The following is a 16,291-nucleotide window of genomic DNA, read 5'->3' on the forward strand; positions in this document are numbered from 1 at the left end:
GGATAACATTATGAAAATTGTTTCCATCAAAATCAATAATTACCGCCTTTTTGAGTCCCTAGAAATTAAGGATATTCCAGGGTTTTGTGTCATGATCGGAGCCAACGGCACAGGCAAATCTACCCTGTTTGATATTTTTGGTTTTCTTCGGGATGCCCTCAAAAATAACATTCGCCAAGCCCTCCAAGTTAGAGGTGGGTTTAATGAAGTCATCACTAGAGGCAAAGAACAAGAAGACATCGAAATAGAATTGAAATTTCGCATGAAGATTGTGGAAACAGAACGCCTCGTCACTTATGTGCTAATCGTTGGACAAGAAAAAAAACGCCCTGTAATCAAACGAGAAATATTACGCTACAAACGCGGCGAATACGGTTCCCCTTATCACTTCCTTGACTTCCAAAAAGGCAAAGGCTACGCCATCATTAACGAAGAAAACTTTGACCAAACCGAAGAAAACCTAAAACGAGAAGAACAACAATTAGAATCCCCCGATATTCTAGCCATCAAAGGCTTAGGGCAATTTCAACGCTTTAAAGCCGCCAGTGCTTTTCGCTCCCTAATCGAAAATTGGCATGTATCCGACTTTCATATTAGCGATGCGAGAGGGAGTAAAGATGCGCTCTACGCCGAACACCTCTCTCCCACCGGAGACAACCTAGCCATAGTTGCCCAATATATTTATCAAGACTATCCCGAAATATTTAAGCAAATTCTAGAAAAAATGCGCGATCGCGTTCCGGGTATTTCCCAAGTAGAAGCCAAAAACACCGCAGACGGTAGATTAATCCTGCGTTTTCAAGACCAAGCATTCAAAGATCCCTTTATTGATCGCTATGTCTCCGACGGCACGATGAAAATGTTTGCCTACCTAATTTTACTCTTTGACCCCAAACCTCACCCTTTACTTTGTGTCGAAGAACCCGAAAACCAACTTTACCCCACCTTACTTCAAGCACTCGCCGAAGAATTTGCCAGCTATAGCGATCGCGGTGGTCAAGTTTTTATTTCTACCCATTCCCCCGACTTCTTGAACGCAGTTCCCCTAAACAGTATTTTTGGGCTGATCAAAGAACAAGGCATAAGCAAAGTATACAAAGCCAGCGATGACCAAACAATCAAAGCCTTAGTTGAAGCTGGAGACTTACCTGGCTATTTATGGAATCAAGGTTGGTTTAAAGGAGTTGCCCCCTGATGAGCTACAACATTATTTTTTTAAAGGAATCCAAAAAATTTTAGCGAGAGTCAGTTATGACCCAGAGTGAACAGGAGTTAGAGAAAAATCTAATCCAATCGATATCTTACTGTGCTGTGTACTGTAGAATAGGGGAAGTGTGAACTGTAGTTGATTGTTGGGTTCGGCAAGAAGTATGGCAGAGTATCAAAAGATCGAATATCGCATCGGCAAAGATGGCAAAATCACCGAAACCGTCATCGGTGCTACCGGATCAAGTTGTACCGAAACCACCAAAGGGATTGAAGCGGATCTCGGAGACGTAGAAAGCCAAGAATTGCTGCCAGAATACTATGAAGGTGACGAAACCATAACGACAGATCAAACCACGAGCCTAAATCAATATTAACAGGAGTGGTAACATGGCTCATGATCCTAACCTCTTGGGGCTTGGTTTACTGCTGTGGTTTATCTTCACCACTTTCCTTATTAGTCGCTTTGGTCCCAAAAAAAGACCTGAAAACCATTCAGCCTCAGTTTCAGTTGCTGACTCCACTCAAATCGAGGAATTAGAGGCACAATGTCAGCGGCTGCGCTATGAACTCGAAGCGCGATCGCAGCAACTATCCACAGACATCCAAGATACCACCTTTGAACAACTACGCCCCCTATTGACCAATTATCCCACCGCTTGCCGGATGATTGAAGAACGCCCGGATTTACCAGCTAAAAATTTAGTCGCACTCTTTACTCCATTAGAAAATCTGATTCAGAATTGGGGATATGAACCCATTGGTCAACCTTGGGAACAGGTTCCTTATAATTCCCAACTGCACCAACCTGATGTTGACGATATCACAGAAGGAGAACTGGTTTATATTCGATTTGTTGGTTATCGAGATCATGATCGAATACTTTGTCCCGCTAAAGTAAGTCGTAACTTACCGAGGGGAGTGTCACATTAATGAGTGTGTAGGGGCGGGTTTAGGGACTTTGTTTCGCTGTTAATGATAACTTTTGTGCAAAACCTGCCCTGACTACTTTTGATTGCGATAACTATTTAACAAATGACAAATGACAAATGACAAATACAGTTGCAATTGACTTCGGTACAAGCAACACAGTTGTCAGTATACTTGAAGCCGATACCAATAGTCCCAAAACCGTCCGACTCGGTTCACTCTGTCGCCTGTTTAAAATTAACTCAAGTGAACCAGATATCCCCGTTATTCCCACCCTAGTTTTTATCAAAGACAATAACCAAATACTTCTGGGAGAACAAGTTCGTTCCCAGCGCTTAGGACAATCTCAACCGACTCGCTTTTTCAAAGGCTTTAAACGAGATCTAGCGGCTGATTTTCAACCGCCTCCGCGTATCATTAATGGTGAATCCTACACCGCTGAATCGGTTTCCGAACAATTTATCCAATCTATCTGGCAGCAACTCAAAGCGCAAAAAATTAATCCCTCTCAGCTTATTTTAACTGTACCTGTGGGCGCATTCGAGCGCTATTTAGATTGGTTTCGTGAGGTGGCACGTCGCCTGGATGTGGAGCAAATTAAACTGGTGGATGAATCCACAGCAGCGGCGTTAGGCTATGCAGTACAGCGTCCTAGTTCCTTAGTATTAGTGGTAGATTTTGGTGGTGGAACGCTTGATTTAAGTTTAGTTCGCACTGCACCCTTCGGCTTCGCTCACGGTCAACCCCAATTGGATGCAGCCAAGCGCGATCGCGAAACGGTATTACGGGCAGAAGTGTTAGCAAAATCCGATGCTTATGTTGGCGGTGAAGATGTGGATAGTTGGATTGTTGAAGACTATTTGCATCAGCAAGGATGGTCAAGGGAAGAGATTGGTGAGGTGGGGTGGCAGAATTTATTAGAGTTAGCTGAACGATTGAAAATTCGCTTATCCAATACTCAAGAGGCGAAGGAAAGTTGGTTAGATGAGGAGACATTTACCTCATACAACTTGCAACTGGATCGGGATAAGTTAGAAGAGATTCTGGAAAATCGCCAGTTTTTGGAACAGTTGCGGGAAGCGTTGGATGAAGTTTTGATGATTGCCCTAGGGAAAGGAATTAGTAAGAGTGATATTGAACAGGTGTTGTTAGTGGGAGGGAGTTGTTTAATTCCCGCTGTCCAGCAGTTGATTCGGTCTTATTTTGGCAAGACAAAGGTTAAGTTAGATAAGCCCTTTGAAGCCGTGGCATACGGGGCGTTAGCGTTAAATCAAGTGGCGAGTGTGGATGATTATTTGCGCCACAGTTATGCCATTCGCTTATGGGAACCGTATGCTAAAAGTTATTCCTATTTCACATTATTTGAAAAAGGGATGCAATATCCCTGTGAACGGGGAGAACCGTTAACCTTACAAGTCGCCCTTGAAGGACAACGGGAAATTCGTTTGGATATTGGCGAAGTCGCAGAAATGGCACAAGCTGAAGTGACCTATGATACCCTAGGACGGATGACCAGTAGTCAGTTATCCAAGCAAGCGGCGTATCGTTCCTTGGATAGCGATCGCGAACAGGTTTGTGTAGCACATTTAGATCCACCGGGACAAGTGGGAATTGACCGAATTTCCGTCCAGTTTGAGGTAGATGAACGGCGGGTGTTGGTAGCAACAGTTAAGGATTTAGTAACGGGGAAACTGTTAGTAGAAAAAGGCGCGATCGCGAAATTACAATAGGGGGTTTATTTGTATATAGCGCTACGCGCTAGGCAATAGGCAATAGGCAATGGGCAATAGTGAAGAAAAACACTTACTCATTAAGGGATTGAACGATTTGAATTTTTCTGGATATGTCCTAACTAGAGTGCGTAGTGCTATAGAATCAAATTCGGGTTAACTACCGCCGTTATAACCCAGTCCGCGCAGGTGGACTACTGCAACGTGGCGGAAATACTGTAGGGGCGGGTTTAGGGACTAAATTCGGCTATTCACCAATAAATGAACAACAAAACCCGCCCTAGTGGACTGACACAGCTAAAATTATGGAATAGATTTGACGTTTAACCCTTCGACTTCGCTCAGGGTTAAACCGGGCGCAAGGATGATGCCCCTACAATTCTAATCCACCAAATAAGGTGTGCCACGCCACTACTGGACTGACACAGCTAAAATGGTGGGATAGATTTATGGTTAAATCGGGCGCAAGGATGATGCCCCTACAATTCTAATCCACAAAATTAGGTGTGCCACGGCAGTAGCTTGCTTCTCGCGAAGCGAGTATGACAAATGACGAATGACGAAATTCAGTTATTGGTATAACGGTAAACTTATTCTAGGCGATCGCATCGAACTCGCCATCAATGATCCGGGTTTAATTTACGGCGCGACAACGTTTACCACTCTGCGCGTTTATCACTCTTCCCTCACCCACCCCTTAACCCATTGGGACGCCCATTGTGCGCGTTTACGTCACAGTTTACAGGTGTTTGGCTGGCAATTCCCCGACTGGGAACGTATCCGCTACGGTGCAGAACAATTACTCCCCTCGTTTCCGGTGCTGAGAATTGTGGTTTTCCCGGATGGGCGAGAATGGATTACGGGGCGTCCTCTACCCGCTGATTTAAGCGAACGCCAACAGCACGGAATAATCGCCTGGTTAGCGGAAGCGTCACACTTGCGCCGTTCTTTACCCACCTATAAAACGGGGAATTATTTGGGCGGATGGCTGGCGCTGCAAACGGCACAACAACTCGGCGCTCAGGAGGCTATATTAGTTGATGATCAGGGGAATTGGTTGGAAACGAGTACGGGGAATCTGTGGGGCGCTAAAGACGGCTGCTGGTGGACACCACCGATTGATGTGGGGATATTACCGGGAGTGGCGCGATCGCATCTAATTCATTGTCTCGAACGACAAGGATTAAAAATTTGCCAAGTTCCCTGGAATCAGAAATTAGTGCAGGAGTTTGACGCGATCGCTTATACCAATAGTGTGATGGAAATCATCCCGATTCATACCGTTATTACGGCAGATCAACGGTTTGAGTATCGTTCCTGTGCTGGGGGTTTAGCACCGTTGCAGCGTTTATTTGGGGAGTATCAAAAATAATTACAGCCTCTCATTATACCACATCAAGAGGAAATTTGCGAATTACCCCAGTTTACCAAGAACCAACTTCGCCAAATAATCTGATAGACGTTAACATTAGTTAATATAATCAGCCGATTCGACGCCATCACATCACATCCTAAGTCTTAGGAGGAAATCAGTAGTGAATAAAAAATGGAGAAATGCGGGGCTTTATGCACTACTAGCGATAGTAGTCATCGCCTTGGCAACAGCATTTTTAGACCAACCGTCCCAAACGCGGGAAACCTGGAGATACGACCAGTTCATTGATAACGTTAAGAGCAAGAAGGTTGAGATCGTTCAGCTCAGTTCTGACCGCACTCAGGCAATGGTAACCGCTCAAGACGGTACCCAATACCAGGTCAACCTGCCTAACGATCCAGAACTAATCAGTATTCTCACCAACAATAACGTAGATATTAAAGTTCGCCCTCAGAGTGATGATGGGTTCTGGTTCAGAACGCTGAGCGGACTCTTCTTCCCGATCCTGCTTCTGGTGGGTTTATTCTTCTTACTGCGGCGGGCGCAAAACGGTCCGGGTTCTCAGGCGATGAACTTCGGTAAGTCCAAAGCCCGAGTTCAAATGGAACCGCAAACCCAGGTCACGTTTGGCGATGTCGCCGGGATTGAGCAAGCCAAGCTGGAACTCAACGAAGTAGTTGACTTCCTCAAAAACGCCGATCGCTTCACCGCCATTGGTGCGAAAATTCCCAAAGGGGTGCTGCTGGTTGGACCTCCGGGAACGGGTAAAACCCTCTTAGCGCGTGCTGTTGCTGGGGAAGCTGGTGTACCCTTCTTCTCCATTTCCGGGTCTGAGTTCGTGGAAATGTTCGTCGGTGTGGGTGCGTCTCGTGTCCGCGACTTGTTTGAGCAAGCCAAGAATAGTGCTCCCTGTATCGTATTTATCGATGAAATTGACGCCGTAGGTCGTCAACGGGGTGCTGGCTTAGGCGGCGGTAACGATGAGCGGGAACAAACCCTGAACCAGTTACTGACCGAGATGGATGGGTTTGAAGGCAATACGGGTATCATTATTATTGCCGCCACCAACCGTCCTGATGTTCTGGATGCAGCATTATTACGCCCCGGTCGGTTTGACCGTCAGGTGGTCGTGGATCGCCCCGACTACGCCGGACGCTTGGAAATTCTCAACGTTCACGCTCGCGGCAAGACTTTATCCAAGGATGTAGACTTAGAGAAAATTGCCCGTCGGACTCCTGGCTTCACCGGTGCCGATTTATCGAACTTGCTCAACGAAGCCGCAATTTTAGCCGCACGGCGCAACCTCACCGAAATCTCCATGGATGAGGTGAATGACGCCATCGACCGGGTATTGGCTGGACCAGAGAAGAAAGACCGGGTAATGAGCGAGAAGCGCAAGCGGTTAGTCGCCTATCATGAAGCGGGTCACGCTTTGGTGGGTGCATTAATGCCCGATTATGACCCGGTGCAGAAAATTAGTATTATCCCACGCGGTCGGGCGGGTGGATTAACCTGGTTTACGCCCAGTGAAGACCGGATGGATTCTGGATTGTATTCCCGTTCCTACCTGCAAAACCAAATGGCGGTTGCTTTGGGGGGTCGAATTGCTGAGGAAATTATCTTCGGTGAAGAAGAAGTGACAACGGGGGCGTCTAACGACTTACAGCAAGTCGCCCGTGTCGCCCGACAAATGATCACCCGCTTCGGAATGAGCGATCGCTTGGGTCCTGTGGCATTAGGACGGCAAAATGGCAATATGTTCCTAGGACGGGACATTGCCTCTGATCGCGATTTCTCCAACACCACGGCGGCGACGATTGATGAAGAGGTGCGGAAGTTGGTGGATGAAGCCTATAATCGGGCGAAAGATGTCTTGGTGGGTAATAAACACATCTTGGACAAATTATCTGCCATGCTGATTGAGAAAGAAACCGTCGATGCAGAGGAACTGCAAGAACTGTTAGCCGAAAACGACGTGAAGATGGCGGCGATCGTTTAATCCTCAGGTCGATAATAATAATGTTTAAGGCAGCGTTAGCATACGCTGTCCTTTTTTTTGCTAACCATGTTCCAGACGTGCCATGGCTTGTCTGGAAGCAGGAGAACCTGGTTTTATGTAGGGGCGGGTTTCACAACTATCTTTTCGGTTGCACCCATAAGTGAGTAAACCCGCCCCGACTCTGTTCCCTCACCCTCACCACAATCCTGATTCAGCAATCCCTATAGAGGCACTAAAGTGCCTACTACGAACGAACGAACGAACAAAATAGTAGGTTGGGTCGAGGAACGAGACCCAACAGAACTGTTTGTAGTAACTTAATTTTAAAATGAAAGATAGGGAACGCTAGTTTTCACTGGGCGAATGTACTTGGAATTAGCCCGCACGAAACAAATATCATTCATTTGGTTGTTGGCGATTGGCATATCAATGATCACCTTTACCCAGGGTAAACCGCGTTCATCTCTAATAATTGTTGCACCAGCGACGGCGTTGTCAGCAATGAGAACGGTCTGTTGAGGAAAACGTCGCACCACAGACTATTCTCCGATATTAAAATCATCTTGCCAACCACCAGGGCGAAAGTCTTCTCGCCAAAATTGGCGGAATTCTGGCGAGATGCGACAATTTAAGCCTCTGGGATCAGGATCAACAACCTGCCAACTCCACCAGGTATTCGCGGAGGCGGTATAATCACCTTGAGCGTTGGTTTGGGGTAGGGGTGGCAGTTCGTTGGCAAGAAGTTTGCCAGGGAATAGGGCTAACCCTACTGAGATACCCAAGGTAATAGCGTTGAAGTGGATTGTCTTTTTTACACGACGTTGCATTTCTGTCAAGCTAACTCTACTTATCCATCCTAATGTATGATTTTTGGGCGTTTTTTCGTGGATTGATTGGTGGGGTAGGGCGGGTTTTGTTGTTTGTTTAGGGGTGACAAGTAGAGTGAGTGGCTAAACCCGCCCCTACAATTGCTCTTATAATTGCTCCTATAATTACAACTCTATAATTGATGTATAACTTATGATGAATAAAGAGAAAATTATTTTTAGTACCGATTGGATTACGGTTAAGGAAACAGCTTGGGGGTATTACTACCTAGAACGCAAGGGACGAGATTCTGTGGCAATATTTCTGATTAGAAAAAGTCAGAATAACCCAGACGATTATCAGGTTTTGATTAGACAGCAGCCCCTTTGTATCCATATTCCCGATATTAACCAAGAGCATAAACTCTATCCTTGTCCCATTACTGGGGGTATCGATACCGGAGAGTCGCCAGAGGAAGCGGCGATTAGAGAGGTGCATGAAGAAGCGGGATTTTCGGTTCAGGTTCTACCCTTAGGAAAATATATTGTCGGAACTCAAACCAATGAAATTTGTTATCTGTACTATGCCGATGTAACGGGTGTAGAACCGGGGATTGCCCAGCAAGATGGCAGCTATTTTGAATCGATTAGCCATAATGAATGGCATCCGTTTGATTATTTGAATCAATGCGATTATTCAGCCTGTCAGATTGGGTATTTTCGGCTCAAATCTATTCTTGAATAAGATACGGGGTGGTGGATTAAAATCGTAGGGGCGCACCGACGTGCGCCCTTTTCCCGCTAAAAAAGGGCTTTGTTTGTAGTAAGCACTTTAGTGCTTCAACGCCTAGCTTTAGAGATTTAAACCAGGGTAAGCTGTCATGCATTTAAATTGGGTATTAGTAGCGAGCAAGATGCTCAATGCAGCGAGCAAGGATTGCGCCATTATTGATATTAAGGTTTAAATGCCGAACAGCTTAAGCCAACCTAAAATATCTCTTAACCGCTTTTTTTCCTCCTGGGTAAAAGGAAAATTCACATTTTTGATCGAGTCTGGGTTTTTTTGACTTAGATTTAAAATCTCAATGCCCACAATAGTATCATTTTCGTCAAAGTCATAAACAATGCCGGGGCTGATTTCTTCAGATTCAACAATTCTTGAATCCTTAAGTCGGAAATAAACGGCTTCAGTCTCTTGATCAAAATCTATCCTCATAATGTCCCCTTACGCTTGCGATCAAAATAAACGCTTAACCCCTCACCCCCAGCCCCTCTCCCACTCCGGGGAGAGGGGAGCAAGAAAATCTGAAAGGTGTAGGTTTTTTATTTTAGGGTGGGGACAAGACAAGGAGGACAAGGAAGGAAAGAAAACAAGGGGTAAAAACCTCTTAAAAACCTACCCTTATGAGAGCAAGAAAATCCGGTTCCCCTTCTCCCGTGCAACAAAAGCGAAGCATCCGCTGGCTTCCCCATGGAACAAAAAGCGAAGCATCCGCTGGTCTCCCCCTTTTTAAGGGGGACGGAAGGGGGATCTAAAAAGGGGGACGGGAGGGGGATCTAAAAAGGGGGAAGGGGGGTCGGGAGAAGGGGTTAGGGGATGAGGGGGAAAATGCCAAGAAACCTCTACAACCCCATCTCTCATCCCTCCACTCCCACAATCGCCGCCAACGCCTCAGCATATTGCTGTAACTCCTTTCCCAGTACGAGCAACTCCTCATGCATCTGAGGTTCTAACGACCAATTTTTCTCATGCTGTTTGGGACTGGCGGTAGGCGGTTTCTGGGCTTCCCAGGTTTGTAATAAGGGATGCCATTTTGATAGAAAGGGGCGCAAACCTTTATTGAGAACGGCAATGGCAATTCCGCCAACGGATTTAGAAGAGATACCCACATCCGGACCCGCATCTCTGAGGATTTGGCGGGTGATGGTAAACATACTATGGAGGGAGTGGAGGGCTTCTCGCAGGAGTCCTTGGTCAGCTTCTAGGGATTGTACAGGAATGCGGGTGACGAGTTCAACGTAGAGCGACCAAGCGGCTTTGCGTTCGGTTTCATCGGCTTCCCATTCTGCGCCACCGATGCCGAAGGGAAGGTTTACCGATACTTTTTTTAATTTAGCAGGGTCTTGGTTGAGCATTAGTTTATTCCTTTTTTATAGTCATTAGTTTTTAGGGTGAATTTAAGGTAAAGTTATTTATAACCTTGGCGATATCGGTTACTTGAGTGGGATAGAGTTTGGCGAGATGTCCGCACATTTGATAGGCGGCATCTAGGTAGTAGGCACAGGGAATCAACAGATGCTTGAAGTGTTCTTTATCACCTGTCTCGACAAAGGCAGCCGCGATATCGGGAAGGTGTTCATTGCGGTTGATGAGAATTTTCTCGGCTGTTAAGAGTGCCTGTTCAATGCGTTTGGCTTTTACCTGTGCTTTAGCAATCTCGATGAGCGCCCTTGCCTTGAAGTATGAATGGTCAATGTCTTTAGCGGTGTCGATAGCGGCTCTGAAGTTTTCTGCGGTTGGCTGTGCTGTAGCAATCTCCATGAGCGCCTCTGCCTTGTAGTATGAATCCTGAATGTCTTTAGCGGTGTCGATAGCGGCTCTGAAGTTTTCTGCGGTTGGCTGTGCTTTAGCAATCTTAAGGAGCGCCCTTGCCTTGGAGTATGAATACTCAATATCTTTAGCGGTGTCGATGGCGGCTCTGAAGTTTTCTACGGTTGGCTGTGCTTTAGCAATCTCGATGAGCGCCTCTGCCTTGTAGGATGAATCCTGAATGTCTTTAGCCGTGTCGATAGCGGCTCTGAAGTTTTCTGCCTGTGCCTGTGCTTTAGCAATCTCCCTGAACGCCAATGCCTTGTCGTATGAATCCTCAATGTCTTTAGCGGTGTCGATAGCGGCTCTGAAGTTTTCTGCGGTTGGCTGTGCTATAGCAATCTCGATGAGCGCCCATGCCTTGTAGGTTGAATTCTCAATGTCTTTAGCGGTGTCGATAGCGGCTCTGAAGTTTTCTGCGGTTAGCTGTGCTTTAGCAATCTCGATGAGCGCCCATGCCTTGTCGTATGAATGGTCAATGTCTTTAGCTGTGTCGATAGCGGCTCTGAAGTTTTCTGCGGTTGGCTGTGCTTTAGCAATCTCGATGAGCGCCTCTGCCTTGTACCTTGAATCCTGCATTTGCTTAACTATGTTTAGGGCAGTAGTGAAGTCACTGCCTTCGACAAGGTTCTGGCAAAGATTTCTAAGCCTCTGATCATCTAAAATTAGCCTTGACAGCGCTATAAACGTCCCTTTTGTCGCTGTCAATAGGGGCGTCAGCAAGTAAACAGCACAATCCTCCATCCAAACTTTTGAAAAACGGGGCAAGTTCTTCTGCTGCAATCGCTCCAAGGTTTCCCGCGCTTGCTCCATTTTCCCCTTATCCTGAGTAGCATCTTTTACCAACTCCCACGCCAGCAGCAGATACCACAAGATACAGCGTTCAATATCAAACTGCTCCACCAGCGCCCAAGCTGTGGTGATATTGCCGACTCGCAACGCCTCCAAGGGTGACTCTTGAGTAGTTATCTGTATCACTCGCCCTGCGTGGAGCAGCAGAAACTCTGCCATCCCAGCCCCATCATCGGTTTCGGCTTTACTCCACAACGCTCTCTGCACCGTCTTTAGGGGCAAATCCGGCTGCTCTGGTAACTGTTGCCGTTGAGCCGTAACATAGTCTTGATGATGGGCAAGTTCATACAACTCCTGCCACCGCTTCCCCTCCTGCAAGTGTTCGGCATAATACTGTAGAGCATAAGCACTCTGGTGTTCCTGCCATTTGCCACAGTAGCCGATTAAATCCTGCAAGGCATCTTCGGCTTCATCTCCTAGCTGGTTGCCAAACGTCTTAGCCAGCAACGGGTGGGCAAAAGCGTAGAACTTGCCCTCGGTAATCTGCATCCAGCGCGTCACTTGCCAATACTTGCCTAGCTGTCGCAAGTCGCGATCGCGCATTTGGGTTAATGTTTTGATATCCTCTTTCTCTAGTACCCCTTTCGCTACCGCTAGTAGGGCAAACAACTGCAACGTTTGCTCGGGTAATTTCAGTTCATCTAAACCATTGAGCTGTTGCTCGACGTATTCCTCAAATCCCGTGGGCGTTTGTGCCAAAACTTCCCGCACATCCTGATTTTGAGTTGCCACCTGTCTCAACTCATCAATTAGATAACGCAGGTATAGGGGAAACCCACTCGTTATCTCATCCAGCCTGTTAACAAACTGATCATCTTTTGCATAAATTGCTAACTCCCTGATTTCCCCTAGCCACTTGGGAATTGCCTCACGGGATAACCGTTTCAGGCACAGTCTCTGATCAGCATCGTCTATCCAATTACGCAGGTAGGTTGGCTTCTCTTCTTCCTCAGCGCGTGCTGAAGCAATCACAAACACGCCATCCGGGAGCAATGGAAAAAACGGCTCAAAAGTTTCAGAAGCCTCATCCAACCCATCTAAAACGATTACCAAACGCTTACCCTCTGGGGAGACAGGTTTGCGTAACATCCCCACCAGCAGCTCCCGCATCTGATTCTCATCAGTGGGAAACTGCCCATTGCGGATGTTGTAATACAAATAGAGTTGCTTGAGCAGATGACGATAGGCTTCTGAGACGGAGCGCGTTTTCTGGTAACGATAACTAAAGCAGTGATAGGCGATAAAATAATCGTCTTGTTTTGTCTGTTGCCAATGAGACAACAGAGCCGATTTGCCAAAACCTGCCGCCCCCGTTACCAACAGCACACCCTTAGAATTATTCAGTACAAAGTCATCAAGCTGACGCTTCTCTTCCTCCCGCCCTTCCAAGGGTTGTTGAGTATAATCATTGATAATTCGCTTAACTTGAGCTTCTATCTCGTGTCCGCTATATTGCTCACCAATAATCGAGATAGCGGGTTCATCTAAGATTTGGTTGAGGCACTCCAATCCCTCTGGCTCTTGCTCCAGCCGTTGAATCACTCGGATTGCCCGCAGCGATTGCTCAGCAAAGGGGCTAGGAATAATCGCCGGATCAATTCTCAACCGGAACAGCACTTCCTCAAATTGAGCCGGATTCAGCGTTTTCAGACGCTTTTGTACCTCGCCTCGACTATCCATTCACCCTATCCACCTGATACCAACTTACCTTCTATCCTGTCATGCTGAACGTTCTATCCTGTCATGCTGAACGTTCTATCCTGTCATGCTGAACGTTCTATCCTGTCATTCTGAGCGTTCTATCATGTCACTTTGAGCGTTCTATCCTGTCACTTTGAGTGTTCTATCCTGTCACTTTGAGTGTTCTATCCTGTCATTCTGAGTGTTCTATCCTGTCATTCTGAGTGTTCTATCCTGTCACTTTGAGTGTTCTATCCTGTCATTCTGAGCGTTCTATCCTGTCATTCTGAGCGTTCTATCATGTCACTCTGAGCGTTCTATCCTGTCACTCTGAGCGTTCTATCCTGTCACTCTGAGCGTTCTATCCTGTCACTTTGAGCGTTCTATCCTGTCATTCTGAGCGTTCTATCCTGTCACTCTGAGCGTTCTATCATGTCACTCTGAGCGTTCTATCCTGTCATTCTGAGTGTTCTATCATGTCACTCTGAGCGTTCTATCCTGTCATTCTGAGCGTTCTATCCTGTCATTCTGAGTGTTCTATCATGTCACTCTGAGCGTTCTATCATGTCACTTTGAGCGTTCTATCCTGTCATTCTGAGCGAAGCGAAGAATCTGGACAAATGCTTCGCTAGAGTTCCTTCGGCAGATGCTTCGCTACACTGCGTTTCGCTCAGCATGACAGCTTCTACCTTAGACTGCACTACCAAACTGTAAGTATTTAACCAGACATGATATCACCCTACCTCTTCAGATGTGGAGCCGCTTGATAAATCGAGTCTAGCAATGCCGACAGCGACTCGCCTTCTTTTTGACTCGCCAATTTAATAATCTCTTTCGCTTTTTGTACCTGTGCCACATTCATTGGCAGTTGCGACTCATCCACCTCATAGTAGAAAATCACCTCATCAAACTGGGCTGGAAGGAGACATTTGAGCAGCTTAAACGCCAAGATTCTCGGTGCAACGCCGGATGACACCTGGGCTGGGGGTGAAGCCGGAACAGGTGCAGGCGTCGTCTCACCCTTCAGTGGCGGCTTCCCTGACTCCCCCCGCATCCCATTCACCAGTTGTTGAAATCCTGCCTCATAGTTATCGTCATTAATACTAATGTGGAGAAAAGATTGCAGAAAAAACGGCTTTTGGCAGTCTTTGTAGAGAACCGGAATTAAGCGACGGCTGGGAGTCAGTGACTCAAGTTTCGCCCGTTTTTCTTCCTCAACTTGTGCCATCAGCCATGCGTCTTTCTCATAACTCACCCACTGGGAATTAACACTATCCGGGGAGAGAACCAGAACTAGAATACCTGCATTGGTTAATCCTTCTTCCAACTTATCCGGTATTCTATCACCGGGCAGAATCTCCCATTTATCCAACCAAGCATCAATCCCTTCGCGGGTGCGTAAATCCGTTGCCAGACGCTCAACAAAGGGTTTGTCGATACTGCTATGACTGATAAACGCTTTCATTATTTCAGATTATTAATATTGGGATTATTAATTCGTCATTTGTCATTTGTCATTTGTCATTTGTCAGGGAACAGAGAAAAATGTCCTAACCTGTCTTGGTACTGCTAAAACTTACTCATCTCCCTCATCTCCCCCAGCTTCCCCTAACGGTACTTAGACAAAAAATGAAGTCTAAGTACCGCCGTAAAAATGCCATTTACAAGTCGCCAACGTAGGTGTCGAGGGCTTTAGCTGTTTCCACTAGAGGATGATGACTATCCACTAAAATCGGACTGTTGCTGGTAACCTCATCAATGGGAATACTCACAACCACTCCATTTTGCCAAGCAACCATTTTTTGATAGTCATCCTTGGCAATTAAATCGACAGCCGCTTTGCCAAAGGAGGTAGCCAGCAAACGGTCTAATGCTGAAGGCGCACCACCCCGTTGAACGTGACCTAATACCGTCACCCGCGCTTCAATTGTATCCCCACTGAAGTGAGAAATCTGATCCGCGACATAATCTCCGATACCCCGTAATCGAATCTCACCCTGGGAGTCTGTGTAGTAGCGTTCTTGACCCTCAATGGTTTTCGCCCCCTCAGCTACAACCACGATCGCAAAGCGGCGATTCCAGCGATCGCGCAGTTCGGTGATATGCTTGCAAACACCACTAATAGAATAGGGAATCTCCGGGATCAGGATTACATCAGCACCGCCAGCAATCCCGGCATTTAGAGCGAGATGTCCGGCTTCGCGCCCCATCACCTCAACCACCATTACGCGATCGTGACTGGCGGCTGTATAGGAGAGGCGAGATAAAGCATCAACAATGGTGTTCACCGCCGTATCGAAACCAACGGCTAAATTGGTGAACGCCACATCATTATCAATCGTTTTGGGGACGCCCACAATATTCATATTCCCTTTATGGGCAAGCTGGTTCATAATCGCCAGACTCCCGTCACCACCAATAACAATTAGGGCGTCTAGACCTAATTTCTGATAACCAGCGATAATCTGATCGGCTTGAGCCTCGGTATCCCCTTTATTAATTGAACCAAGGATAGTACCACCAGTACTCAGGAGTGGGTCGATTCCCCGACTATCTAAACCATGAACATTCAGTGAGACTGCTTTGCCTTCCAATAAACCTTGGGTGGCATAGGGAATACCTAAAACTTCCCAATCATAGCTCAGGGTAGCATGTCTAACCGCAGCGCGAATGACCGCGTTTAATCCGGGACAGTCACCGCCACTGGTGAGTAGACCAATCCGTTTGCGAGTTTCCATAGGTCGATCTCAAGTTGTGTTCTATTGTGGATAGTTTTTAACGAAGGCTGTTTGATGCATCAAGAATTGCGAAATCCTTGTAGTGCGAGCATCTTGCTCGCTACCCATTCCCAATTTAAATGCGTGACAGCTTACTGGCAGGTTATCTCTGCCAATCCGCGTCTTCACGAAGTAAGGCGTGGTTCATGAACCCTTGCTGGTCTGTAAACATCTAGTCCAAGATAGCCAATTTTCTTTGATCTGAGAGTATCAAGCAGCACTGCGGCTTTAGAAAATGCTGATTGAGAAGTCGTGATTGGTGATGGGCAAGACCAATATCTTTTCTCCACCCAGGCTGGTATCATCGTTGTTGATTCTAACGTCCAGGCTTTTGAGTCCCTTGTTT

The 16,291-nt window shown here is 46.7% G+C and carries 14 protein-coding genes; 7 read left to right on the forward strand and 7 right to left on the reverse strand.

What is annotated here, in order from left to right:
* Positions 1-10: 10 nt before the first annotated feature.
* The 6 genes from RH949_RS25800 (at position 11) to ftsH3 (ending at position 7,240) form a co-directional block, all read left to right on the forward strand.
* Positions 11-1,195: an AAA family ATPase gene (locus RH949_RS25800; protein WP_006101990.1), complete on the forward strand. Its 1,185-nt coding sequence runs from the start codon at positions 11-13 to the stop codon at positions 1,193-1,195.
* Positions 1,196-1,370: 175 nt separating this feature from the next.
* Complete coding sequence (locus RH949_RS25805; RefSeq protein WP_044207907.1) at positions 1,371-1,583, forward strand: DUF2997 domain-containing protein; 213 nt, start codon at positions 1,371-1,373, stop codon at positions 1,581-1,583.
* Positions 1,584-1,596: 13 nt separating this feature from the next.
* Positions 1,597-2,139 (forward strand): nucleotide exchange factor GrpE, encoded by a 543-nt coding sequence (locus RH949_RS25810; RefSeq protein ID WP_006101868.1) that lies wholly within the window; start codon positions 1,597-1,599, stop codon positions 2,137-2,139.
* A gap of 116 nt (positions 2,140-2,255) precedes the next feature.
* Entirely contained in the window at positions 2,256-3,866 is a 1,611-nt protein-coding gene (locus RH949_RS25815; RefSeq protein WP_446357160.1) for an Hsp70 family protein, read from the forward strand.
* Between the two features lie 556 nt (positions 3,867-4,422).
* Positions 4,423-5,238, forward strand: coding sequence for an aminotransferase class IV (locus RH949_RS25820; RefSeq protein WP_446357162.1), 816 nt, complete (start codon positions 4,423-4,425; stop codon positions 5,236-5,238).
* 163 nt (positions 5,239-5,401) lie between these two features.
* Positions 5,402-7,240, forward strand: a complete 1,839-nt coding sequence (gene ftsH3 / locus RH949_RS25825) for an ATP-dependent zinc metalloprotease FtsH3 (protein WP_446357164.1) — start codon at positions 5,402-5,404, stop codon at positions 7,238-7,240.
* Positions 7,241-7,563: 323 nt separating this feature from the next.
* On the opposite strand, the gene RH949_RS25830 is transcribed toward ftsH3, so the two are convergent.
* A complete protein-coding gene (locus RH949_RS25830) occupies positions 7,564-7,776 on the reverse strand; it encodes a hypothetical protein (protein ID WP_446357166.1) in 213 nt (70 codons plus the stop codon).
* A 3-nt stretch (positions 7,777-7,779) separates the two neighbouring features.
* Positions 7,780-8,067, reverse strand: coding sequence for a hypothetical protein (locus RH949_RS25835; RefSeq protein WP_446357168.1), 288 nt, complete (start codon positions 8,065-8,067; stop codon positions 7,780-7,782).
* Between the two features lie 193 nt (positions 8,068-8,260).
* Here RH949_RS25835 and RH949_RS25840 point away from each other — a divergent pair, with 193 nt between their 5' ends.
* Positions 8,261-8,791 (forward strand): NUDIX hydrolase, encoded by a 531-nt coding sequence (locus tag RH949_RS25840; RefSeq protein ID WP_446357170.1) that lies wholly within the window; start codon positions 8,261-8,263, stop codon positions 8,789-8,791.
* 216 nt (positions 8,792-9,007) lie between these two features.
* Here RH949_RS25840 and RH949_RS25845 read toward each other — a convergent pair whose 3' ends face one another.
* From RH949_RS25845 to RH949_RS25865, 5 genes are all read right to left on the reverse strand, one after another.
* Positions 9,008-9,262 carry a DUF2283 domain-containing protein gene (locus RH949_RS25845; RefSeq protein WP_006101881.1) on the reverse strand — a complete coding sequence of 85 codons (255 nt, stop codon included), beginning with the start codon at positions 9,260-9,262 and terminating at the stop codon, positions 9,008-9,010.
* 422 nt (positions 9,263-9,684) lie between these two features.
* Positions 9,685-10,182: a hypothetical protein gene (locus RH949_RS25850; RefSeq protein ID WP_446357172.1), complete on the reverse strand. Its 498-nt coding sequence runs from the start codon at positions 10,180-10,182 to the stop codon at positions 9,685-9,687.
* A 31-nt stretch (positions 10,183-10,213) separates the two neighbouring features.
* Positions 10,214-13,168 carry an AAA family ATPase gene (locus RH949_RS25855; protein ID WP_446357174.1) on the reverse strand — a complete coding sequence of 985 codons (2,955 nt, stop codon included), beginning with the start codon at positions 13,166-13,168 and terminating at the stop codon, positions 10,214-10,216.
* Between the two features lie 739 nt (positions 13,169-13,907).
* Positions 13,908-14,633: a toll/interleukin-1 receptor domain-containing protein gene (locus tag RH949_RS25860; RefSeq protein WP_446357176.1), complete on the reverse strand. Its 726-nt coding sequence runs from the start codon at positions 14,631-14,633 to the stop codon at positions 13,908-13,910.
* Between the two features lie 196 nt (positions 14,634-14,829).
* Entirely contained in the window at positions 14,830-15,906 is a 1,077-nt protein-coding gene (locus RH949_RS25865) for an ATP-dependent 6-phosphofructokinase (protein WP_446357178.1), read from the reverse strand.
* Positions 15,907-16,291 lie beyond the last annotated feature (385 nt).

The sequence above is a fragment of the Coleofasciculus sp. A1-SPW-01 genome (genome assembly GCF_040217205.1).
Lineage (GTDB): Bacteria > Cyanobacteriota > Cyanobacteriia > Cyanobacteriales > Coleofasciculaceae > Coleofasciculus > Coleofasciculus chthonoplastes_A.